Source organism: Streptomyces sp. NBC_01454, from assembly GCF_036227565.1.
Taxonomy (GTDB): Bacteria; Actinomycetota; Actinomycetes; order Streptomycetales; family Streptomycetaceae; genus Streptomyces.
This window is the reverse complement of record NZ_CP109460.1, coordinates 362,918-385,688: the sequence shown is the minus strand read 5'-3', so window position 1 is coordinate 385,688 and position 22,771 is coordinate 362,918. Positions and strand designations below refer to the sequence as shown.

Below are 22,771 nucleotides of genomic sequence, written 5' to 3'. Positions count from 1 at the left end.
GGATAGGGAGCGGGAACCAGACGCGTTCTGTGCGGAAATGGTCCCGGTGTTCATCACGAGTTTCCCGAACCGCGCTTGCGCAGCGCTCCGAAGAACTCCCCTACCCCCAGCGGCAAACGATAGCGCCAGACGGCCGCGCCGAAAGCCCCAATGGCTAAAACAATTCCCAAGACAGCACCCGGAACGCGGTCCCCGAAAACTGTCCGCACGGCGAACACCGGGAGTGCCACCGTCCCGACGGCGATCACCGCGGCGTGGACGTACCCCCGGTCGACGGTGCGAAAGCCCAGCCGGTAGCGGGCCAGCAGCGCCGAGGCACCGTTGTCCACCACGATCGCCAGCCCCCAGGAAACCGCCGCCCCCAGCACCCCGTACCGCGGCACCAGCCATACCCCGCTGCCCAGTTGGACCACGAAAGCGGCGCCGGCGACCACCAGATTCCAGACACTTCGCCCGGCCATCAGAAGGACCGTCTGCGCATTGCCGACGCCCACATTGACCAGGCACGCCACCGCCACCGTCAGCAGCCCCGCCGAGCCGCCGCCGGCGAAACCCGGGCCGAACAGCGAGAGCACGGTCCCCGGGAACGCCGCCAGGACCACGAACACCGGCCAGGAGAAGAGCGCGATCCAGCGGGTCGACAGCCGGTGCAGCCGATGGGCTCCCCGCTCGTCGCCGCCCGCCAGCAACCGGCTGATCTGGGGAGCCACCGCCAGCCGGATCGCCAGCTGGAGCAGCGTCCCGGCGGTGACCAGCCGCCCGATCGCCGTGTAGATGCCGGCCTCGGTGCCGCTGCCCAGCACCGACAGCAGGATCACACCGATCCACACCGCGGTGATGTCGAAGACCGAGGACACCGCCCGCGGCCCGGCGAAGGACCAGAACTCCCGTGTCTGCGACGGCGGCCGGCCGGTCCCCGGATGCCTGCGAAGGGACCGGCGCAGCGACACCCAGGCCGCCACCGCGCCCAGCACCCCGGGCGCGAGCCAGGCCGCGGACAGCCCGGCCACGCCCGGTGCGAGCAGGACCAGCGGCACCGCGAGCAGGACCCGCAGCGCCGGTTTGCCGATCTGCTCCACACCCACGAACGGCACCACCGAGCCGTACCCCCGGGTGGCCCCGAGCAGCACCAGCGCCACCGTCGTCACCGGCAGGAAAACCGCGAACAGCCGCAGCATCGCCATGGCCTGATCGGCCACCAGATCGGGTAGCAGCCAGCCGGCCAGGCCGGGGGAGCACCACAGCACCGCCGCCCCCGCGGTGCTCGCCAGCAGCGTCGGCAGGACCGCGGTCTGCAGCAGGGCCGGCACACCGGCGCCCCCGCTGAGTTCCAGGTCCCGGGAGACGAAGCGGACCAGGGCGGTGTCGGCACCCAGCTTCAGCGCGTTGCTCAGGATGGTGAAGGCGGCGACCCCGGTGAAGACGGCGCCGGCCCCGCGGGCCCCCAGCCCATGGGTGACCACGGCGACGAGGACGAACCCGAACAGGGCGTTCGCGGCCGAGCCCGCCAGGCCGAACACGCTGCCGCGGGCCGTGCCGGTGACACCGCCCCCGGCGGCCGCGGACCGTCCGGGAGCCGGTGGTGCCGACGGGCCGGACGGGACCGCCGGGCCGATGGCCGTCACCCGCGGAGCGTGGTGGTGTCGGCGTCGAGGGGCGATCCCGTCCGGCCCGTCGGCGCGGGACCGGTACGGGGCGGCGGGCCGGGCAGCGACGGCGGGGGCACCGCGCCGGCCCGCGGACGGCTGCGGCCGCGTTTGCGATGGGTCGGCCCGCCGTCCGAGAAGCGGCGCAGCGACGGCCCGTGGCTGCCCTTGTCCAGGACGGCACCCAGGATGTGGCCGCCGGCCCCGGTGATCAGCTCCCACACCCGGTCCAGATCGTCGCGGCGGACCTCGTTGAGATCGCAGACCACCACCACGCCGGCCGCCTGCTTGGCGACGGCCAGCCCGTCCGCGTGCGCGAGCAGCGGACCGGTGACGACCACGACGTGCTCATTCGGGTCCGACGGCGCGTTCAGCAGCCGGGCGAACTCCGCGGAGGCCAGCGCCCGGGCGGGGTTGGGCACCTCCCGGCCGGGCAGCAGGTCGAAGCGCCCGTCGACGCCCGCGTCCACCGCGAGCCGCTCACCGTTCGCCCAGCCGCCCGGCACCGGCCGGCCGTGGGCCGGGTGCACCGGCAGCCGCCGGGCGAGCCCGGGGGTGCGCAGATCGGCCTCGACCAGCAGGATGTCGCTGCCGATCTCGGCGAACGCACCGGCCAGATTGACCGCGACCGACACGGCGTCGGAGTGCTCCCGGGGAGCGACGACCAGCAGGCTGCCCCGCCCGGCGAAGCGCTGGTCGTGCGCCAGCCGGAAGGCGATGGTGCGATAGGCCTCCGCGCGGTTTCCCCGGCCGGCCCGGCCGACCTCCAGCACCTCGCTGCCGCCCTGCCGGCGCGGCAGGATGCCCAGCACCGGCGCCCGCAGATTGTCCTGCACATCCGCCACCGACCGCACCCGCGGCTCCAGCACCGATCGCACCCAGGCCGCGAGAATGCCCAGCACCAGACCGATCACCGCTCCGGTCAGCAGCATCATCGCCAGCCCGGGGCTCGACGGGAAGGCCGGCGGATCGCCCTTGCGGACGATGTCACCGGGCGTGGTGTCCAGGGACTTCAGACTGGAGATCCGCCCCTGCAGATCCGCTATCTCCGACACCAGACTGCTGCGCTCGGACTCGTCGGTGGCCCGCCCCGCCCCGCCACCGGCGTTCGCGATCCGCCGGTCCAGCACCTTGCGCTGGTCCTGAAGGGGCTTCAGCTCCTCACCGAGCTTGCTCACGGTCTTGTCGATCCGCTGCGTCGCGGCGTCCTGCCGGTAGTCGAGATACGCGTGCACGAAGGCATTGACGAGGGCGGACGCCCGGTCCGCGGAGTCCGCGCTGTACTCGAACATCAGGGTCTGTGTCTCGGGCGGATTGCTCACCCGCAGATCCCGCTGGAGCACGGCCGGATCGGTGCCGATCCGCAGGGACTTGGCCGCACCGGCCGCGACCGAGGCGCTCTGCGCGATCTGCCGCTCGGTGCCCATGCTGATCTGCTTGTCCGCCGAGACACCCCCGGCCTCGAAGGGCGCCGTGCTGATCGCATGCACCACGACCTCTCCGGTGGCCGTGTACGTCGAGCCGCCGAGCACGGACACGGCGCCGCCGCCGAGCATGCCCAGCAGCAGCCCGAGCACCAGTAAAGCGCGATACCGGAAGAGCTGGCGCAACTGGTCACGGATCTGGTCCGGCTCCTCCGCGGGCTCGTCGAAGACGCTCACGTACGTGCTCCTCCAGTGGATAGCGACAAGGCATCGCGACGGGGCCGGGGCTCCGGTGCGCTCGCGGTCGGTGCCGCGGACGGCGGCAGGGCCCGCCGTCCCGCCTTACGGGTGATCAGAAGTGGGATGCAGACCAGCAGCGCCAGCGGGCCCACGATGGCCATGAGACTGCCGCGCAGCAACACCAGCTGGTAGAAGCCGAACGCCGGTACCAGCAGCGCCGCGAGGGTGCCGCGGCGGCGCCGCAGCCGGTGCCTCAGGTCGTCGACGCGCCGTCCCACCGCGCCGATCAGAGCGAAGACCACGAGGACCGACGGGAGGCCCGCCCACATGTACGTCTCGACCCACAGCGGCGCGGACAGATTGGTGAAGGTGTAGCCCGCGTGCCGGGCGAGCAGGATCCCCGCGTCGTCGGGCTTGCCGGGCCAGGCGGCACGCGGCACGAAGAACAGCGGCGGCCCCAGCGCCGCCGTCGGGGTGAAGCCGTGCGAGCGGACGTAATCCACGCCCGTCTCGACCTGCTGGAAGGCGTCATAGTCGCCGTTGGACGTGAACTGCTCGGCGAGCGAGACCACCTTGACCGGCTCCCGCTTGTCGTAGCGGAAGTAGTCGCTGTACGGGAAGACCACCAACACCACGGCCGCCACGGCCGCGGCCCCGATCCGGAAGGCCCGCGGCCCGCGCATCCAGGACGCGCTGAAGACCAGCGCCAGCAGCACCGTCCCGGCCCAGAAACGCGGCTGGCTGATGGGGTTGTTGACGGTGACGTTCACCGCGATCAGCAGGGGCAGCAGCAGCCACCGTAACCCGCGCAGCGTCCGGTCGCCCGCGGTGAACCGCGGGACGTGCACCAGCGCCACCAGCGCCCAGAACGCCGGCACCGACAGCGCCCAGGCCGCCATCGCACGGTCCGCCGAACCGGCCGGCTCCGCCGCGGCCGCCGCCTCGTTGGCCGCCTGCCTGCTGAGGAAGAACGCCGAGAGCCCGCCCTGGCCGGGGATCAGCACGACGGCCAGCAGCAGTGCCAGAGCGCACAGCAGCAGCACCCGCGCCGGCGACAGGCGCCGGGCGAGGAGTGGTTCGAGGACCGTGGAGGTGCGCGAGGACCGCCAGCTCGCCACCGCGGATCCGGCACTGTAGGCGAGAAGTCCCGTCTCCACCACGAGTGTGGTCAGGAAGGCGGTGTGCGCATCGACCATGAACCCCCGCGGATAGGCGTCCGTCGCGAGCATCGCCAGCGGCGCCAGCCCCAGCCACACATACGAGAAGAGCCAGAAACCGAAGCCGATCACCCGCGCCCGGACATCCGTCAGCACCCGCGCCAGCGCCGCACCCGTGTGCACCACCACCACGCACTGCACGGCGGTCGCCGCGCCGAACCGGGCGTCCGTCGACTGCAGGATCAGTACCGGAAGCAGCACCACCAACAGCAGCGCCCAGCACCCGAGCGCGGCGATGCCACGCACCGGCCGCGAGGTACCCCACTTCCCGGGCATCATCGGCCCACCTCCCCCCAACTCCCCACCAGCAGCCACAATCTAAGGGACTTCGGGAAACAAGGTCGCCTTCGGGACACAATCGCAACCCAATTCACAGCCCGCGGCCCCCGGTGGCCTCCTACGATGACGGCACATTCAGAGGGGGGCCAGTCGTGGAAGACTCGTTCGCAGGCCGGTGTGTGCTCGTGGTCTCGACCAACTACGCACCCGAACACACCGGCATAGGGCCGTACTCGACGCAGATCGCCGAGCATCTGGCCGCGTCCGGAGCCGACACCCATGTGCTCGCGGGCATGCCGCACTACCCGGCCTGGCGGGTGGCCGAGGGATACCGCGGCCGGTGGCGGCTGCGGGAGCGCCGTGGCGGTGTGACGGTGCACCGCCGTCGGCATACCGTGCCGTCGCGTCAGACCGCGCTGCGCCGGGCGCTGTTCGAGGCCGGCATTCTCGCGCACGGGCTCGTGGGACCACCGCGCATCCGCCCCGATGTGGTGCTCAGTCAGATGCCCAGCCTGGCCGGGGGAGTGCTGGGCGGCCGTCTGGCACGGCGGGCCGGAGTGCCCCATGTCGTGGTCGTCCAGGACCTCATGGGTGCCGCCGCCGAGCAGAGCGGCATCCGCGGCGGGGGCCGGGCCGCCGCCGCGGCCGGGGCACTGGAGGCCCGGATCCTGCGCGGTGCCGATGTCGTCGGGGTGGTGCACGAGTCGTTCGTGGACCGGGTCACGGCGATGGGTGTGCCGCGTGAGCGGGTGCATGTGGTGCCCAACTGGACGCATGTGAAGGGCCCCAGCGGCGACCGGGCGACGACCCGGGCACGACTGGGGTGGCAGGCGGACGAGACGGTGGTGCTGCACGCCGGCAACATGGGGCTCAAGCAGGGCCTGGAGGTACTCGTCGAGGCCGCCATGCTCGCCGACCAGGAAGCGGCGCCGGTGCGGTTCGTGCTCATGGGTGACGGTAATCAGCGTGCCCACCTGCAAGCGCTCGCCGCGGGCTGCTCCGCGCTGACGTTCCTGCCGCCGGCCGGCGCCGAGGAGTTCCCCGAGGTGCTCGCCGCCGCGGATGTCCTCGCGGTGACCCAGAAGGCCTCCGTGCTCGACATGAGTCTGCCGTCCAAACTGACCTCGTACTTCATGACCGGACGGCCGGTGATCGCCTCGGTGGCCGCCGAAGGGGGCACCGCCCAGGAGGTGCTGCGCGCGGGCGCCGGGGTGCTGGTCGCGCCGGAGGACCCGAAGGCACTGCTGGCGGAGGTGCGGGCGCTCGCCGCCGACCCCGACGAGGCGTCGCGGCTGGGCGCCCGCGGTCCGCAGTACGTCGAGGAGCGGCTGAGCAGCCGGGCCGGCCTGGAGCGGATCACCGCGCTGCTGCGGCTGGCGAGGGCCGGCCGGTAGCCGCGGGCGGCGGGGGCCCGGCCCCCGCCGCCCCCCCGTCATCCGGCTCCCGGCCGGGCGAGCAGCGCGTACCACTCCTCCAGCCGGTCGCCTACCGCCGGGAGCGAGAACTCCTCCTCGACGGCCGTCCGTCCCGCGCGGGTGACGCGCTCGCGCAGCGGAGCGTCCTCCAGCAGCCGCAGCACCGCGTCCGCCAGCTCCTCCGGCGAGCCGTCGGTCACCAGCGCGGCCCCGCGCCCCTGGAGCACGGCGGCGATCCCGCAGCGGTCCGTGCAGACCACCGGGGTCCCCACCGCCAGGGACTCCAGCACGCTCATCGGGAACGGCTCCTCGACGCTGGGCAGGACGTACACGGTGGCCCGTGCGGTCCGGCGCACCGCCTCGTCGTGTGCGAGGGCACCGCCGTACGTCACGACCTCGCCGAGCCCCTCCGCGGCGATGAGCCGGCGGACCTCCGCGAGCCGCCCCTCGTCCGAACCGTGCAGGGTGAAGGACACCTCGGGCCGTTTGCGGTGCACCAGCGCCGCCATCCGCACGAAGGCCTCGGGGCGCTTACGGGTCTGCAACCGGGCCAGGAACAGCACATCCGTCGCGCCGCGCTCCTCGTCCTCGTCGGCCGGCCGGACCCGCACCCCGTTGGGCAGCCGCACCAGCCGCGGCCCGCCCGGTCCCAGCACCTGCCGCAGCCCGGCCTCCTCCTCGTCGGTGAGCACCAGCGCCGCGATGGCCCGGCGCAGCAGCGGGACATACACCCGGTCGAAGAGCCGGGCCACGGCCGAGCCCCGGGGCTGGACCATGCCGTGGGTCTGCACCACGAAGGGGCGGCGGCGCAGCACGGCGACCACGAGCGCGGCCAGGGAGACCAGATCGCGCCCGGCATGCAGATGGAGCGCGTCCGCGCGGCCCGTCCGGCGCCAGAGCACCGGCAGCAGCCCCGGGTGGAACAGGCCAAGGAACCCCTGCCCCGGCACCAGGGTGCGGGCGGGCCGGGCGCGCAGCGGCACCCCGTCCACCGTACGTGGGGGTGCGCCGTGGCCCCGCCACAGGGACACCAGCTCCACCTCGTGCCCCCGGGAGGCGAGTTCGCCCAGCTGCCCGGTGGCCACGCTCACCGGCCCGCCGTACGCCCCGTCGTCGCTCACCAGGGTCACGACATGGGTGATCTTCATCCGGCACCCCCGGTGGTGTGCACGGCCCCGGCGGGCACATCGCGGTGGGCGACCACTCCGGCGCCGACCACCGCGCCCTTCCCGACCGTGACGCCGCGCAGGATCACGGCACGGGCGGCCACCCAGGCGCCCTCCTCGACGCTGATCGGCGCGTTGTCGAACTCGAAGGTGGGGGAGTGGCGTTGGTGGCTTCCGGTGCACAGGACGGCGCCCTGCGAGACGCAGACGTCATCGGCGATGCGGATCGGCTCCAGATTGATCAGCCAGGCGTCCTCGCCCACCCAGACGTCGTTGCCGATCGTCAGCTTCCACGGCCACTGCACCCGTACCCGGTGCCGGATCAGCACCCGCTGACCGACCCGGGCGCCGAAGGCGCGCAGCAGCGGGGGCCGCAGCCGGGGCGGGAACCACCACTTCATGAACACCAGGTTGAGCACGGCGAACCAGGCCGCCTGGGTCAGCAGCCCGCGGCCCTTGTCATAGCCCGAGCCGCTGAAGCCGCGCAGCCGGCGGGCGGTGGCGGAGGTCGTGGAGGTGGTGGACGTGGTCATCGGTCCACCCGCACCCGGTGCCCGGAGAGCTCGTCCTGCAGCTGGCGGACGTCCGACTCGACCATGATCCGGGCGAGTTCGTCGTACTGCACCTTCGCCGACCAGTCCAGCAGGCTCTTCGCCTTGGACGGGTCGCCGATGAGCGCGTCCACTTCGGAGGGCCGCTCGTACTTCGGGTCGAAGCGCACACTGCGCTCCCAGTCCAGGCCCACCGTCTCGAACGCCGCCCGCAGGAAGTCGCGTACGGTCGCGGCCACACCGGTCGCGACCACGTAGTCGTCGGGCTCGTCACGCTGGAGCATCAGCCACATGGCCTCGACGTACTCCGGTGCGTAGCCCCAGTCGCGGACGGCATCGAGGTTGCCCAGATAGAGGTGCTCCTGCAGACCCGCCTGTATGCGGGCGACCGCACGAGTGATCTTGCGGGTGACGAAGGTCTCGCCCCGTCGTGGGCTCTCGTGGTTGAAGAGGATGCCGTTGACGCCGAACAGGCCATACGCCTCACGGTAGTTGACGGTCGACCAGTAGGCCATGACCTTGGCGCAGCCGTACGGACTGCGCGGGTGGAACGGCGTCGCCTCGTTCTGCGGCGGCGGGGTCGCGCCGAACATCTCCGAGGACGAGGCCTGGTAGAGCCGGGTGTGCACCCCGCTGGCGCGGATGGCCTCCAGCAGCCGCAGGGCACCCAGGCCGGTCACATCACCGGTGTACAGCGGGGCGTCGAAGGAGACCCGGACATGGGACTGGGCGCCGAGGTTGTAGACCTCGTCGGGCTGCACATCGCGCAGCAGATTCACCAGCGCCACGCCGTCGGACAGATCGACGTGGTGCAGCAGCAGCCGGCGGTCCGGCGTGTGCGGGTCCTGGTAGATGTGGTCGATGCGCTCGGTGTTGAAGCTCGAGGAGCGTCTCATCAGCCCGTGCACTTCATAGCCCTTGCTCAGCAGCAATTCGGCGAGATACGAACCGTCTTGACCGGTGATTCCGGTGATGACCGCGGTTTTCGGCATGGCTTCCCCCCACGAGAAGTGATGTGCATCGGGATCGAACGATGGATGTCCCACGCGTGGGCGGACCGCGCGGGGCGTGGACGCTACCTGCACCGTGGCCGGTGGTCGAGATCAAGAAGCGCCAGATATTTCCTGAAATGGCCGGTGGGCGACTCGGATTGACTGCGACAATCCGCCCCATGGATGACTTGCTGCCCACACCTGCCCGTGTCTTCGTCGCGGGCCACCGAGGCCTGGTGGGATCCGCCGTGGCCCGGCGCTTCGCCGCCCGGGGCTACGACGTGCTCACCCGTACCCGTGCGGAACTCGACCTGCGCGATGCCGAGGCCACGGCGGCCTGGCTGCGCGCGGCCCGGCCCGACGCCGTCGTGCTGGCGGCCGCCAAGGTCGGCGGAATCATGGCCAACAGCACCTACCCCGTACAGTTCCTGGAGGACAATCTCAGCATCCAGCTCAGCGTCATCGCCGGTGCCCACCACGCCGGGGTGCGCCGCCTGCTGTTCCTCGGATCGAGCTGCATCTACCCCAAGCACGCCGCCCAGCCCATCACCGAAGACGCCCTGCTGAGCGGGCCGTTGGAGCCCACCAACGAGGCGTACGCGATCGCCAAGATCGCCGGCCTGGTGCAGATCCGGTCCTACCGCCGCCAATACGGTGCCTCTTTCATCTCCGCCATGCCGACGAACCTCTACGGCCCCGGCGACAATTTCGACCTCGAAACCTCGCATGTGCTGCCGGCACTGATACGCCGCTTCCACGAGGCCAAGCAGCAGGGCCTGCCCGAACTCACCCTCTGGGGCACCGGAACGCCCCTGCGCGAGTTCCTGCACGTCGACGACCTGGCCGCCGCCTGCGAGGTGCTGCTGCGCGGCTATGACGGGGACGACACGGTCAACGTCGGCTGCGGCGAGGACCTGACCATCGCCGACCTCGCCTCCTGCGTCGCCGCCGCGGTGGGCTACGAGGGACGGATCGCCTTCGACCCGTCCCGCCCCGACGGCACCCCGCGCAAGCTGCTCGACATCAGCAGGATGCGCGCCCTGGGCTGGGCGCCCACCGTGCCGCTCGCCGAGGGCATCGCCCGGACCTATGAGGCCTGGCAGGCGGAGCCGGCCCCGGCGTGAGCGGGACCGGCCCGTGGTGTGCGCCCGGCGCCCGCCCCTCGGCGGGGCACCGGACGCACACCACGGGCCACGGCGGCTAGTACGCACCACGCCCGTCCACGACGGCCCGCACGGTACGCACCAGCACCCCTATGTCGCGGGAGTAGGACCAGTTGTCCACATAGCTCAGATCCAGTGCGACGGTCTCGTCCCACGAGAGGTCGGACCGCCCGCTGACCTGCCACAGACCGGTCAGCCCCGGCTTGACCGACAGCCGGCGGATCTCCGTGCCGTCGTACCGCTCGACCTCCTCGGGCAGCGGCGGCCGCGGCCCGACCAGGGACATGTGGCCCGCCAGGACGTTGAAGAGCTGCGGCAGTTCGTCCAGCGAGAAGCGGCGCAGCAGCCGGCCCACCCGCGTCACCCGCGGATCCCGCCGCATCTTGAACATCGCCCCGTCATGCTCGTTGGCCGGCTCCAGCGCGGCCCGCATCCGGTCGGCGGTGACCACCATGGTGCGGAACTTCCACATCCGGAACGGCCGCAGATCCTGGCCGACGCGGATCTGCCAGTAGAACACCGGGCCCGCAGTGGTGCACCGTATGGCGGCGGCCACCGCGGCGAAGACGGGGGAGAGCAGCATGAGCAGCAGCAACGCCCCCAGCCGGTCGGTGGCCTGCTTCAGCAGTACCGGAATGCCCCGCCGCGCCGCCGGGTCGATGTGCATCACCGTCAGCCCCGCCGCCTTGGCGAGCCGGACACGGTGCTGTGAGACATCGATCAGGCCCGGAAGTATGGCCAGATTCCGGCCCCCGTCGTGCAGCGCCCAGGCCAGCCGCCGCACGCGCGCCGCCGACATCTGACGGCCCGGTGCCACGAAGACGAGATCGGCGCCGAGTTCGGCGGCACAGCCGAGCACCCGCTCCCCGTCCAGCGCCCCCTCGGGCGCGTCACCGTCGGACGCGAGCCGGTCGCACACCGGCAGCGCCGAATCGGTGGCCTCGTCCCCGACGAGACAGCTGCCGACGACGACATACTCGTGATCGGTGCGGTGCCCCAGCTCCGCGAGCACCACATCGACCGCGCCCGCCTCCCCGACGATCAGCACCCGCCGCAGCGCCTGCGCGCGGCGCCGGATGGCCAGCAGATACCGGTGCGCGAGCTTGCGCCGGGCCACGCCCAGCGCAAGACAGGGCAGCAGCGCCAGCACACAGATCTCGATGGAGAAATCGATCCGCGCGCCGACGCAGGCAACGGCCAGCACGCCCAGCATGGTCAGCCAGTCCCGGAAGACGGGCAGCACGGCACCCGCACCCAGTTCATCTCTGGAGTAACGATTCTTCGATGCCCCTACCGCCAGCCACGACATACCGGCCAGCGCCGCCGTGAGCAACGGATGCGGCTGCCGCGTCGTGACACACAGCGCGGCCACCGGCAGCAGGGCGCCGACCGCGTCCACCGCCAATGCCACCGGTAAGAGCCGTCGTTCGGTCGGCTTGTGGCTGCCTCCCCTGTCGTGTTCCGGCGCGCGATCCCACTTGGCTGTCCCGGCGGGTGACTCCATCACCCGTGATCCGGCAGCTTCGAACAACCCCATGGCCCCCCACTTGGTCGTCCCCTCATTCCGGCGCAGCCGTCGCCCCCTGGCACAGACAACCGCCCCGTGTCGGACGTGACGCTAGAGCACGTTGCGCCTGACTGCTGTGGTTTACCTATTTTGAGTGTTCTTGTGTCCCATTGTTTACAAGCCAGGGAACACACGATCCGGTTTCAGCCGCCTCGCCGGCGGGGGAATCCGGCCCGGCAGTGGGCCTGGGGCACCCGTCGTCGGACGTCTCCGGGCCGCCCTGCCGCGCCCCGCTTTAGCATGCCCCTCATGAACAGTGATCTCTTTGCCGCCGAGAACATGGCGACGCAGGCCACCACACCCGGCATGGTGCAGCAGAACGCGAAGTCGCTCAAATACGCGCTGGACGGGGAGTGTTACGCGAGACAGGGCGCGATGATCGCCTACCGCGGCGATCTGCACTTCGAGAAGCAGGGGCAGGGCGTCGGGAAGTTCCTCAAGCGCGCGGTCACCGGCGAGGGGCTGGCACTGATGGCCGTCCGGGGCCGCGGCGAGGTGTGGTTCGCGCACGAGGCCGCCAACTGCTTCATCATCGACCTCGCCGCCGGCGACGGCCTCACCGTCAACGGCCGCAACGTGCTGTGCTTCGACCCGTCCCTCTCCTACGAGATCAAGGTGGTCAAGGGCGCCGGCATGATCGGCGGCGGACTCTTCAACTCCGTCTTCAGCGGCCAGGGCAAGCTGGGCGTGATGTGTGAGGGCAACCCCCTCGTCATACCCGTCTCCCCGCGGTCCCCGGTCTTCGTCGACACCGATGCCGTGGTCGGCTGGAGCAGCGCGCTGCGGACCGGACTGCACCGTTCGCAGAGCCTCGGCTCGATGCTCCGCGGCGGCTCCGGCGAGGCCGTCCAACTCCGGCTGGACGGTGAGGGGTTCGTCATCGTGCGGCCCAGCGAGCTCCGTCCGGAGAAGTCGACCGGAAACTGACCTTGCGGCAGACACAACGGGCGGCGGTCTCAGGACCGGCCGCATCCCGGTCTCCGGCCCGCGGTCCCTCCGTCTCGGACAGGCGGGCGTCCAGCCGGTCGAAGACCCGCTGCTCGAAGAGCGCGCGGCCCATGGGCTCGCAGTGCAGGTGCGCGCCCTCCGCCGCGGAGAAGGGGGCCAGTTCCTTTGCCGACCAGGTCGACAGTCAGGCCCCGGCATCGCCGTCCGACGTGGCGGACGTGGCGGACGCGGCGGCCGGCACCTCGACCATGTCCGCGCCCTGCCGCCAGGCGGAACCCAGGGCCGGCAGGATCTCGTGGTGGAACTGATCGTTCTCGTGGAACCGGTAGGTCATGACGACTCCAGCCACGCCGTGCGGGCGTCCCCCTGCCCCCGGCGCGGGGCGGAGACCCGGGCGGCTTGGCCCCGGGGCGCCGCCGCCTGGCATGATCGCGCGCATGGCTGAACGCGTGAGTGCCGCATGTGACGGCGCGTCGAAAGGAAACCCCGGGCCGGCGGGCTGGGCCTGGGTCATCGCCGACGGTGCGGACACCGTCGTGCGGTGGGAGGCCGGCCCGCTGGGCACCGCGACCAACAACGTCGCCGAGCTCACGGCGCTGGAGCGCTTGCTGACCGCCACCGATCCGGCCATGCCGCTGGAGATCCGGATGGACTCCCAGTACGCGATGAAGGCCGTCACGACCTGGCTGCCCGGCTGGAAGCGCAAGGGCTGGAAGACGTCCGCGGGCAAGCCGGTCGCCAACCAGGAACTGGTGATGCGCATCGACGCGCTGCTCACCGGCCGCTCCGTGGAGTTCCGGTATGTGCCCGCGCACCAGGTCGACGGCGATCCGCTGAACGACTTCGCCGACCGGGCCGCGAGCCAGGCGGCGACCGCCCAGGAGGCCGCCGGCAGCGAGCTCGGCTCCCCGTCGCCGCCCGCCGCCCCGGCTGCCGCGCGGCCCGCCGGCGCCCGTCGGGGTGCCTCCGGCGCCACCGCGGGGACGGCCTCGACGCCGCAGCGGCGCGGCGCGGGCAAGACGATGCGCACGCTCAAGGCCAAGTTCCCCGGGCGCTGCCGCTGTGGCCGCTCCTACGCGGTGGGCGAGCAGATCTCCAAGAACGACGAGGGCTGGGGGCACCCCGCGTGCCGCTCCGGCGCGGGCGGGACGGACCCGGCCACGGCAGGCGGCTGACCGGGCCGGCCGGGAACGGGAAGGCGCGGACTCCCCGGCCCGCGGCTACCGTGACGGCAGGGGCATCACCCCACGACGTCAGGAGGGACCACCATGACCAGCTCGTCCACCCAGGGAATCAAGACCGTGCTGCATCCCGTGTCCGACCTGGCGGCGGCCAAGGAGGTGTACACCGCCCTGCTCGGCGCACCGCCGCAGGCCGACGAGTCCTACTACGTCGGCTTCGACATCGGGGGCCAGCACATCGGGCTGGTGCCGGGCGGTGCGGCGCAGGGCATGACCGCACCGGTGGCCTACTGGCACGTGCCGGACATCGAGGCGAAGCTGGCCGAGGTGACCGCCGCGGGTGCCACGCTGAAGGAGCCCGCGCGCGACGTCGGTGGCGGCCGCCTGGTGGCCACCGTCACCGACCCCGACGGCAACGTCCTCGGGCTGCTCCAGGACCCGTGAGCGAAGGGCCCCGCTTCCGGCCGTCCGTCCGGGGCTGAGCCACCCCCGCGCGGCATCGACCCCCGCCCGGCATCCACCCCCGCGCGCATCCGGGCCCGGCGCGAGGTGCGCGCGCCGCCCGGCCGGGGTGTCGCGCCACCCCGCACGACAGGCGGGCAGCCCAGCGCGGCCACCCCGGCCGATACCGCCGGTCGGCCGGACGGCGTACCGTTGCCGCGATCGCGCCGGCCGAGGAGCGCCGGCTCTCCTGCTCGAAGCCGGTCGGACCGAGCCGGGCGACGCCGACGGGGGCCGCGCAGGCGGCTCCGCCTCACAGATGGACAGACGATGAGCATGGCCACAGGGACGGACCCGCAGTCGCCCGCGCCGCATGGTGCCGACAGCCACGATCTGATCCGCGTGCACGGCGCGCGCGTGAACAACCTCAAGGACGTCAGCGTCGAGATCCCCAAGCGCCGGCTGACGGTGTTGACCGGGGTCTCCGGCTCGGGCAAGAGCTCGCTGGTGTTCGGCACGATCGCCGCGGAGTCGCAGCGACTGATCAACGAGACCTACAGCGCCTTCGTGCAGGGCTTCATGCCGACGCCGGCCAGGCCCGAGGTCGACGTGCTCGACGGGCTGACGACCGCGATCGTCGTCGACCAGCAGCGCCTGGGCGCCGACCCGCGCTCCACGGTCGGCACCGTCACCGACGCCAACGCCATGCTGCGCATCCTCTTCAGCCGGCTCGGACAGCCGCACATCGGTCCGCCCAGCGCGTTCGCCTTCAACGTCGCCTCGGTCCGGGCGAGCGGGGCGATCACCGTCGACCGCGGTGCCGCGAAGACCAAAACGGTCAAGCAGACCTTCAGCCGCACCGGCGGCATGTGCACCCGCTGCGAGGGCCGGGGCGCGGTCTCCGACATCGATCTCACCCAGCTCTACGACGACTCCAAGTCGCTGGCCGAGGGCGCGTTCACCATCCCCGGCTGGAAGTCGGACAGCTTCTGGACCGTGCGGGTTTATGCCGAGTCGGGCCTCCTCGACCCCGACAAGCCGATCCGCAAGTACACCAAGAAGGAGATGCAGGACTTCCTGTACCGGGAGCCGACCAAGGTGAAGGTCGAGGGGGTGAACCTCACCTACGAGGGGCTGATCCCCAAGATCCAGAAGTCGTTCCTGTCCAAGGACAAGGAGGCGCTGCAGCCGCACATCCGGGCGTTCGTGGAGCGGGCGGTGACCTTCACCACCTGCCCCGAGTGCGAGGGCACCCGGCTCAGCGAGGCGGCCCGGTCGTCGCGGTTCGGCGGGATCACCATCGCCGAGGCGTGCGCGCGGCAGATCAGCGACCTCGCCGAGTGGGTGCGGGGGCTGGCTGAACCGTCCGTCGCGCCGCTGCTGGCGACGCTCCAGCAGACGCTCGACTCGTTCGTGGAGATCGGGCTGGGATACCTCTCGCTCGACCGGCCGTCGGGAACGCTGTCGGGCGGCGAGGCGCAGCGCGTCAAGATGATCCGCCACCTCGGCTCCTCGCTCACCGACGTCACCTACGTCTTCGACGAGCCCACCACGGGCCTGCACCCCCATGACATCCAGCGGATGAACGCCCTGCTGCTGCGGCTGCGGGACAAGGGCAACACGGTGCTCGTCGTGGAGCACAAGCCGGAGACGATCGCGATCGCCGACCACATCATCGACCTCGGCCCCGGTGCCGGTCCGGCCGGCGGCACCGTCTGCTTCGAGGGAACCGTGGAGGGACTGCGGTCCGGCGGCACCGTCACCGGCCGCCATTTCGACGACCGGGCCCGCCTGAAGGAGACGGTGCGCAAGCACACCGGCACGCGGGAGATCCGCGGCGCGACGACGCACAACCTGCAGGGCGTCGACGTCGACATACCGCTCGGGGTGCTCACCGTCGTCACCGGCGTCGCCGGGTCCGGCAAGAGCTCGCTCGTGTACGGGTCGCTGTGTCAGCGGCCGGGGGCGGACGGCGCGGGTGTGGTGTCGGTCGACCAGGGCCCGATCCGCGGCTCGCGGCGGAGCAACCCGGCCACCTACACCGGACTGCTCGACCCGGTCCGCAAGGCGTTCGCGAAGGCCAACGGCGTCAAGCCGGCACTGTTCAGCGCCAACTCCGAGGGCGCCTGCCCGCACTGCAACGGCGCCGGCGTCGTCTACACCGACCTGGCGATGATGGCCGGCGTCGTCACCCCCTGCGAGGAGTGCGAGGGCAAGCGCTTCCAGCCGACGGTGCTGGAGTACCACCTCGGCGGCCGCGACATCAGCGAGGTGCTGGCGATGCCGGTGACCGAGGCGGAGGAGTTCTTCGGGGCCGGCGAGGCGTACACCCCGGCCGCGCACCGCATCCTGGGCCGGCTCGCCGACGTCGGGCTCGGCTACCTCAGCCTCGGCCAGCCGCTCACCACGCTGTCCGGCGGCGAGCGGCAGCGGCTCAAGCTGGCCACCCACATGGGAGAGAAGAGCGGCGGCCGCTCCGTCCTGGTGCTCGACGAGCCGACCGCCGGTCTGCACCTCGCCGACGTCGAGCAACTGCTCGGCCTGCTCGACCGGCTGGTGGACTCCGGCAGGTCGGTCATCGTCGTCGAGCACCACCAGGCGGTGATGGCGCACGCCGACTGGATCATCGACCTCGGCCCGGGCGCCGGCCACGACGGCGGCCGGATCGTCTTCGAGGGCACCCCCGCCGACCTCGTGGCCGCCCGCTCCACCCTCACCGGCGAGCACCTCGCGGCCTACGTCGACGCCTGACCCACTCCGGTGTGCGGCCGACCGGCTCAGGCGGCTCTACCTTCTTGATCGGGTTGATCGAGCCATTCGTAGGGTTGGGTCGCCCAGGGGTGCTGGGTGTGGCTGTCAGGCGGCTGCCACCTTGTGGCTTGCGAGGCTTCGCCGCCCGGCACCCCACGACGACTCGGCCGCCGATTAGGAAGTGCGAACAAGTCGCTGCGTAGAGCAATGCCGGCGAAGTCGTCCGTGGCACGAACAGTACGAACACGAACGTCAGGAGCACGATGAGCCGGATATGGGCGGGGATCGACAGCGGCAAGGGCCACCACCACGGCCTCGCCTTGGACACCGACGGCAAAACACTGCTGTCGCGGCGGGTCGCCAACGACGAGCCCGAGCTGCTGAAACTGCTCGGTGACGTCCTCGACCTGGCCGACGGGCGTCAGGTCACCTGGGCCATCGACATGACCGGCGGAGAACCCGCACTGCTGCTGGCCCTGCTGGTCAACCACGGCCAGGAGATCCTGTACATGCCCGGCCGGCTGGTGAACCGGGCCTCCGACGGCTACCGCGGCGAGGGCAAGACCGACGCCCGCGACGCCTACGTGATCGCCGACCAGGCCAGGATGCGCCGCGACCTGCGGCCCATCCGCCCCGGCGACGAAGCCGCCATCGAGCTGAAGCTGCTGACCGGACGCCGCGCCGACCTGGTCGAGGACCGCACCCGCACCGTGAACCGCCTGCGCGGCACCCTGCTGAGCATGTTCCCCGCCCTGGAACGGGCCCTGGACGTGACCAACACCGGCCCGCTCAAGCTGCTGACGGGGTACCAGAGTCCGGCCTCGATCCGCCGCGCCGGGGTCACACGGCTGACCAAGTGGCTGGCCAACCGCACCGTCCGCAACGCAAGATCCCTGGCCGAAGCAGCCGTTGAGGCAGCAGAGCGGCAGCACACCGCCATCCCCGGGGAGAAGACCATAGCCAAGCTGGTCCACACCCTGGCCGGGGAGGTGATGACCCTCAACGAGCAGATCTCCGAGATGGACAAGCTCATCGAGGGCCGGTTTCGCGAGCACGAACTCGCCGACATAGTCCAGAGCGTCCCCGGCATCGGTGCCGTGCTGGGAGCGGAATTCCTCGCCGCTGTCGGCGGCAGCCTGGACGACTTCGACTCTCCGGACGCCCTGGCGGCCTTCGCCGGCGTTGCGCCCGCGCCTCGCGACTCGGGCAAGGTCAGCGGCAACCTCCACCGGCCGGTCGCCTACCACCGAAGACTCCAGCGCGTCTTCTACACCTCCGCGCTCGTCAGCGTCCGCTGCGACCCCAACTCGCGGAAGTTCTACGACCGCAAACGCGCCGAGGGAAAGAAGCACGTCCAAGCCGTGCTCGCCCTCGCCCGCCGCCGCGTCAACGTCCTGTGGGCCCTGATCCGTGACCGACGGTGCTACGAGGTCGCACCCCCAGTGGCTACAGCGGCTTGACAACTTCATTAGGAAGCCTTGCCGCCGCCGGGGCCGGCCACCGGCACGTCGAGGGGGCGGGCGATACCCACCACCCCCTCGTCGAGGCGCTGGAGATGCCGCAGCACGCGGAAGGTGACCGTGCCCGACTGCAGCGCGCCGGAGCCGGCGGTTTCCAGCATCGAGGCGATGCTGGCACCGGACTGGACCTCGCCGTCGGTGCGCTCCTCCAGCACCCGCGCGACGATCAGATCGATGTTGTACGCGATCCGCCGGCCGGCCCGCTCCAGGCGCGGGTCGGCCGCGATGGTCTTGCTGAACGGGACGAGTTCCGCGGTCGCCGCCAGGGAACGGGCGTGATAGGCGGAGGTCTCCAGGAGCGCCACCAGATAGCGGGCGGTCCGCCGCCGCACCCGCAGCGGTGTGATCGGGTGGGTCAGCGGCTGGATGGAGGCGCGCAGCTCGTCCAGCGCCTCGTCCAGATCGCGTGCCTTGCCCAGCAGGTCGACGGCGGGCCCGCCGCTGAGCTGTTCCACCGCTGCGGACACCACGTCCCGCAGCCGGACCAGCACCGTGCCCAGCAGCTCGTCCGTACGGCGGTCGGTGTGCACCGGCAGCACCAGCACCGCGCCGATGATCCCGCAGGCGGCACCCAGCGCCGTCTCCTCGATGCGCAGCACCAGCACATCGAGGCTGTAGGTGTTGAGCAGGGTGTAGAGCAGTCCGAGCATCGTGGTGACGAAGAAGGACATCAGCGCGTAGGACAGCGGCGCGGTGAAGAACATCCCGAAGATGCAGAGCAGCACCAGCGCGAACGCGATCCAGGTGTGGTTGCCGACGAGCCCGGCGAGCGCGACACCGGCGACCACGCCGAGCACCGTGCCCACCAGCCGGCGGTAGCCCTTGACCAGGATCTCGCCGGTGGACGCGGTGTTGAGGAAGACCACCCAGCAGGTCAGCACGGCCCAGTACCAGCGCTGGCTGGACAGGAACTCGCCGCCGATCATGGCCAGGGTCGAGCCCACGGCGACCTGGAACGCGGCCCGGGTGGTGGGCCGTTGCAGCCCGGTACGGTCGTCCGCCGGCTCCTCGGCCTCCTCGGCGACGACGATCGCGAGGTCCTCGGCGTCGAACTCCTCGCGTGAGCGCGTGGTGGCCGGGCTGTCGTCGGACTCGTCCTGCGGCCCGTCCAGTGCCAGCCGCAGACCCAGGACGGAACGCGCGGCCTCACCGAGCCCGCGGAAGACGTCCTGGACGGCGGGGGAGGCCGGCGGCAGATTGTCCTCGTCCCGGTAGCCGAGCAGCCGGTTGCGTACATGCGCGAGTGCGGTGCCGCGCTCGCCCGGCGCGGTCCGGGCGATCAGCAGGAGCAGGGCGTTGAGGTCCCGGCGCAGGGTGCGGATCGCGTCGTCCTCGGTCCGTATGCGGGTGCCCGTGGCGGGCACGGGCGCATGCGGCAGATGCATGGTGAGGGTGTCCGCGCGCCCGGCGCTGCGGGCGTTGAGCAGCAGCATGCCCAGCCGCTCGGCGGCGATCTCGGCCTCCGCCACGCGGCGCTGTATCAGCCCCGCCGCGGCCTCGTCCCGCGTTCCCTCCTCCAGGAGGCCCTGGATCATCAGCGCCGCCTCGTGCAGCCGGGCGGTGTGCCGCCGCAGGTCGTCGAGGACCTTGTCCAGCTCGTCGGGTTCCACGTCCAGCAGCTCGTGCTGGGTGGCCAGCAGCTGGGCGAGACGGGCCCGGAAGGCCTCGCGCAGCCGGCCCAGGGTGCGTTGGGGAGTCTGCGGGACGACGGCGAACCGGACGAGGGCGCTGCACCCGAAGGCGACGGCCAGCGTCAGATACAGCACCGGAAGGGTGGGGACGCTCGCATGCACGAACAGCGAGATGAAGTAGACCTGAAACCCGATCAGACCGAGTGCGGTGCCGCGGTCACCGAAGCGGCGGGAGTAGACGGCGCCGAAGATCAGCAGCACGAAGAACACATCGCCGGCCACGACCAGGGCGTGCAGCAGCGCACCCAGCGACATCGCGGTGAGCGCGACGGGCAGGCCGAGCGCCAGTGTGACCGCCTGGCCGCGCACCTCCTTCTCCCGGATCGCGAAGGTGGACACCATGGCGACCATCGCGCCCGCGACCATCAAGGGGACGCCGGTGCCGAGCAGTGCGAGGACCAGGAGGGTGAGCACGATCGCCCCGACCGTCCGCAGTCCCGCCATCAGCCGCAGCAACCCCGGGTCGGATGCCGCGAAGCGGTCCCAGGTGTTCGTACCAGCCCGTCGTATCGCTGCCACCACGCTGCCGTACGCTCCCACTTCTTGCCATGATCCCCGGTGCCCCAGCATCGCACGTCTGCTCGGACCGGCTTCAGCCGCCTCGTGCCCGGCCCGGCCGCACCACACCGCACCCCACCTGCCGGATCCGCGCCCCGCACCCCTTCCCCTCCTCCCTGAGCTGCTCGGCCCCTTTGCGTATTTCGGGTGTTAGTGAGGCGTTAGTCGAGCATCAGTGGGGGCGCCCAGGGTGGGGGGCGCGGAAAAGCACAACCCACCGCCGGGACCGACGGTCCTGCGCTGCCGCCCGCGGGGCACCCTGCCCGGTGCCCCGCGCGGCGGCAGCGCGCCGCACCGTGCGGGACCGGGGGTGGGCCGGGCACCACCATGTCTCCGGATGCCGGAGAAGAAGGAGTTGATGACTGATGACCATCCGTGGTCTGCGTACCGCTGTCACCGTCACCGCCGCTGTCGTGCTGGCCGCGGGGGCGAGTGCGGGCATCGCCGCCGCGGCGGGCCCGGCCGGATCCGGCGGGGCGGCCGCCGGCGCGTGCGGTCCGGGGACGCTGAAGGTCACGACCACCACCGCGGGTTCGAGCCAGGCCGGCATGAACCACCAGGGCACCTACCTGCGGGTGACCAACACCGGCACGAGCACCTGCGCGATATCCGGCTACCCGGGGCTGGCGCTGGAGGGCGCCGGGCACTCGGCCATGAAGACCACGGTGCACCGCGGTGACACCTACTTCGCCAAGGACCCGGGCGCGCACCGCGTCACCCTCAAGCCGGGCAAGAGCGCCTACGCCGATCTCGTCTGGACACACGCCGGACCGTCCGCGAAGGCCAAGTACCTCCAGGTCTCCCCGTCGGGCGGCAACGCCCACGGCATCCTGCCCTTCGCCAACGACGTCGACGGCGCCGCCCTGTCCGTGACCGCCTGGTCGGCAACCCCGCCCAGCGCCTCCTGACCGCAGCCACAACGACCGGGGGCCGGCGCATCACGCGTCGGCCCCCGGTGTCTGTGCGTCCGTCCGCCCAGGGGCGTCAACGGCTCCCCGCGGCCGCTCAGTTCCGCGTGCCGGCCAGCAGCGCGCGGTACCAGTCGAGGGTGACGTCGAGCGTGGTCTCCAGCGGCGTCGGGCGGATGCCGAAGGCGCGCGCGAAGGCCGAGGAGTCCACGATCTGCGGCTCGGTGTGCTGGTAGAACATCTCCGCGTACTCGTTCATGAAGGTCTCGTCGAACGGGCCGAAGGGGCGGGGCTCGGTGAGGATCACCGATTGCAGCGGGCGGCCCACCCGCTCCTCGATCATCGAGTGGATCTCGCGGGTGGTGCGGGCGGGCGCGGTGGGCAGGTGCCATACGCGGCCGTCGCCTGCCGGGTCTTCGCCGAGGACGGCCAGTCCCTTCGCCACGTCCTGGATGGCCGTGTAGCTGTGCGGGAGGTCGACGTCGCCCAGCCCGAGGACCTCGCCGCCGGTCAGCGCGGGCGGGAACACCGTGCCGCCGAGCGTCGAGTTGAGCACGCCGGGCCCGACGAAGTCGGCCGACCGGCCGAGGACGACATGGGCCTGCCCCGCGCGGTGGGCGGCGAGGTAGGCCTCGTCCAGCTGCGCCCGCATCACACCCTTACGGCTCGTCGCCTGCCAGGGGCTGTCCTCCGTCATCACCTCGCCGTGCGTACGGCCGTAGGGGTACAGCGTGTCCAGGACGACCAGTCGCGCGCCGGTGGTCCCGACGGCGGCCAGCACCGCCTGCTGGACCCGGGGCATGACCTCGACCTGCTGGTGATAGGCGACGTTCACGCAGTGGTACACCACCTCGGCGCCCTCGACGGCGGTCAGCGCCCCCTCCGGCGTGCTCACATCGGCGGCCAGGCACTGCACGCCCTCGGGGGCGTTCTCCGGCGCCGAGCGGCTGACCAGCCGGACGGCGTGCCCCCGGCGGACGAGTTCGGCGGCGAGCGTGGTGCCGGCCGGACCGGCACCCAGGACGGCGTGGAGAGGGCGGGCGGCAGTAGACATGGCGATTCCTTCTCTGTGGAGCGGCGGGTGGAGCCGAGCGGGAGCGGGTGAAGGCGGGT

At 71.9% G+C, this 22,771-nt stretch carries 18 protein-coding genes; 8 read left to right on the top strand and 10 right to left on the bottom strand.

The annotated features are described in order from the left end of the window. Positions 1-53: 53 nt before the first annotated feature. Genes OIU81_RS01220 through OIU81_RS01210 form a run of 3 tightly spaced genes read right to left on the bottom strand, consistent with a single transcriptional unit; the run spans position 54 to position 4,806 of the window. Positions 54-1,625, bottom strand: coding sequence for an oligosaccharide flippase family protein (locus OIU81_RS01220; protein ID WP_329142186.1), 1,572 nt, complete (start codon positions 1,623-1,625; stop codon positions 54-56). Beyond that, positions 1,622-3,307, bottom strand: coding sequence for a lipopolysaccharide biosynthesis protein (locus OIU81_RS01215; RefSeq protein ID WP_329142184.1), 1,686 nt, complete (start codon positions 3,305-3,307; stop codon positions 1,622-1,624). The genes OIU81_RS01220 and OIU81_RS01215 overlap by 4 nt, the downstream gene beginning before the upstream one ends. Beyond that, a complete protein-coding gene (locus OIU81_RS01210) occupies positions 3,304-4,806 on the bottom strand; it encodes a hypothetical protein (RefSeq protein ID WP_329142182.1) in 1,503 nt (500 codons plus the stop codon). Before OIU81_RS01210 ends, OIU81_RS01215 begins: the two co-directional genes overlap by 4 nt. 185 nt (positions 4,807-4,991) lie before the next feature. On the opposite strand from OIU81_RS01210, the gene OIU81_RS01205 reads away from it, so the two are divergent. After that, the gene (locus OIU81_RS01205; protein ID WP_443074111.1) at positions 4,992-6,200 is read left to right on the top strand and encodes a glycosyltransferase; all 1,209 of its coding nucleotides are present in this window, start codon (positions 4,992-4,994) and stop codon (positions 6,198-6,200) included. Positions 6,201-6,238: 38 nt separating this feature from the next. Here the strand turns inward: OIU81_RS01205 and OIU81_RS01200 are convergent, their stop codons facing one another. From OIU81_RS01200 to gmd, 3 genes are read right to left on the bottom strand one after another with little or no spacing between them, the layout of a single operon-like run. After that, on the bottom strand, positions 6,239-7,369 hold the full coding sequence (locus OIU81_RS01200; protein WP_329142178.1) for a glycosyltransferase: 1,131 nt from the start codon (positions 7,367-7,369) through the stop codon (positions 6,239-6,241). Beyond that, on the bottom strand, positions 7,366-7,920 hold the full coding sequence (locus tag OIU81_RS01195; protein ID WP_329142176.1) for a DapH/DapD/GlmU-related protein: 555 nt from the start codon (positions 7,918-7,920) through the stop codon (positions 7,366-7,368). Before OIU81_RS01195 ends, OIU81_RS01200 begins: the two co-directional genes overlap by 4 nt. After that, positions 7,917-8,930, bottom strand: coding sequence for a GDP-mannose 4,6-dehydratase (gene gmd, locus OIU81_RS01190; protein WP_329142174.1), 1,014 nt, complete (start codon positions 8,928-8,930; stop codon positions 7,917-7,919). Before gmd ends, OIU81_RS01195 begins: the two co-directional genes overlap by 4 nt. 179 nt (positions 8,931-9,109) lie before the next feature. Here gmd and OIU81_RS01185 point away from each other — a divergent pair, with 179 nt between their 5' ends. Beyond that, positions 9,110-10,054: a GDP-L-fucose synthase family protein gene (locus OIU81_RS01185; protein WP_329142172.1), complete on the top strand. Its 945-nt coding sequence runs from the start codon at positions 9,110-9,112 to the stop codon at positions 10,052-10,054. A gap of 76 nt (positions 10,055-10,130) precedes the next feature. On the opposite strand, the gene OIU81_RS01180 is transcribed toward OIU81_RS01185, so the two are convergent. Beyond that, entirely contained in the window at positions 10,131-11,474 is a 1,344-nt protein-coding gene (locus OIU81_RS01180; protein WP_443074110.1) for a sugar transferase, read from the bottom strand. A 435-nt stretch (positions 11,475-11,909) separates the two neighbouring features. On the opposite strand from OIU81_RS01180, the gene OIU81_RS01175 reads away from it, so the two are divergent. After that, entirely contained in the window at positions 11,910-12,587 is a 678-nt protein-coding gene (locus OIU81_RS01175; RefSeq protein ID WP_329142168.1) for an AIM24 family protein, read from the top strand. A gap of 205 nt (positions 12,588-12,792) precedes the next feature. On the opposite strand, the gene OIU81_RS01170 is transcribed toward OIU81_RS01175, so the two are convergent. Further along, positions 12,793-12,942, bottom strand: coding sequence for a hypothetical protein (locus tag OIU81_RS01170; protein WP_329142166.1), 150 nt, complete (start codon positions 12,940-12,942; stop codon positions 12,793-12,795). A 91-nt stretch (positions 12,943-13,033) separates the two neighbouring features. Here OIU81_RS01170 and OIU81_RS01165 point away from each other — a divergent pair, with 91 nt between their 5' ends. The 4 genes from OIU81_RS01165 to OIU81_RS01150 all read left to right on the top strand — a co-directional run bounded on the left by OIU81_RS01165 (position 13,034) and on the right by OIU81_RS01150 (position 18,441). Further along, complete coding sequence (locus OIU81_RS01165; protein ID WP_329142163.1) at positions 13,034-13,783, top strand: ribonuclease H family protein; 750 nt, start codon at positions 13,034-13,036, stop codon at positions 13,781-13,783. Between the two features lie 93 nt (positions 13,784-13,876). Further along, complete coding sequence (locus OIU81_RS01160) at positions 13,877-14,233, top strand: VOC family protein (RefSeq protein WP_329142160.1); 357 nt, start codon at positions 13,877-13,879, stop codon at positions 14,231-14,233. A 327-nt stretch (positions 14,234-14,560) separates the two neighbouring features. After that, on the top strand, positions 14,561-16,981 hold the full coding sequence (locus OIU81_RS01155) for an excinuclease ABC subunit UvrA (protein ID WP_329142158.1): 2,421 nt from the start codon (positions 14,561-14,563) through the stop codon (positions 16,979-16,981). A 263-nt stretch (positions 16,982-17,244) separates the two neighbouring features. After that, positions 17,245-18,441, top strand: coding sequence for an IS110 family transposase (locus tag OIU81_RS01150; protein WP_329142155.1), 1,197 nt, complete (start codon positions 17,245-17,247; stop codon positions 18,439-18,441). Between the two features lie 8 nt (positions 18,442-18,449). On the opposite strand, the gene OIU81_RS01145 is transcribed toward OIU81_RS01150, so the two are convergent. Then, a complete protein-coding gene (locus OIU81_RS01145; protein ID WP_329154782.1) occupies positions 18,450-20,636 on the bottom strand; it encodes an FUSC family protein in 2,187 nt (728 codons plus the stop codon). A gap of 479 nt (positions 20,637-21,115) precedes the next feature. Here OIU81_RS01145 and OIU81_RS01140 point away from each other — a divergent pair, with 479 nt between their 5' ends. Further along, a complete protein-coding gene (locus OIU81_RS01140; RefSeq protein WP_329142152.1) occupies positions 21,116-21,658 on the top strand; it encodes a DUF4232 domain-containing protein in 543 nt (180 codons plus the stop codon). 97 nt (positions 21,659-21,755) lie between these two features. Here the strand turns inward: OIU81_RS01140 and OIU81_RS01135 are convergent, their stop codons facing one another. Next, positions 21,756-22,712, bottom strand: coding sequence for an NAD-dependent epimerase/dehydratase family protein (locus OIU81_RS01135; protein WP_329142150.1), 957 nt, complete (start codon positions 22,710-22,712; stop codon positions 21,756-21,758). Between the last annotated feature and the right edge of the window lie 59 nt (positions 22,713-22,771).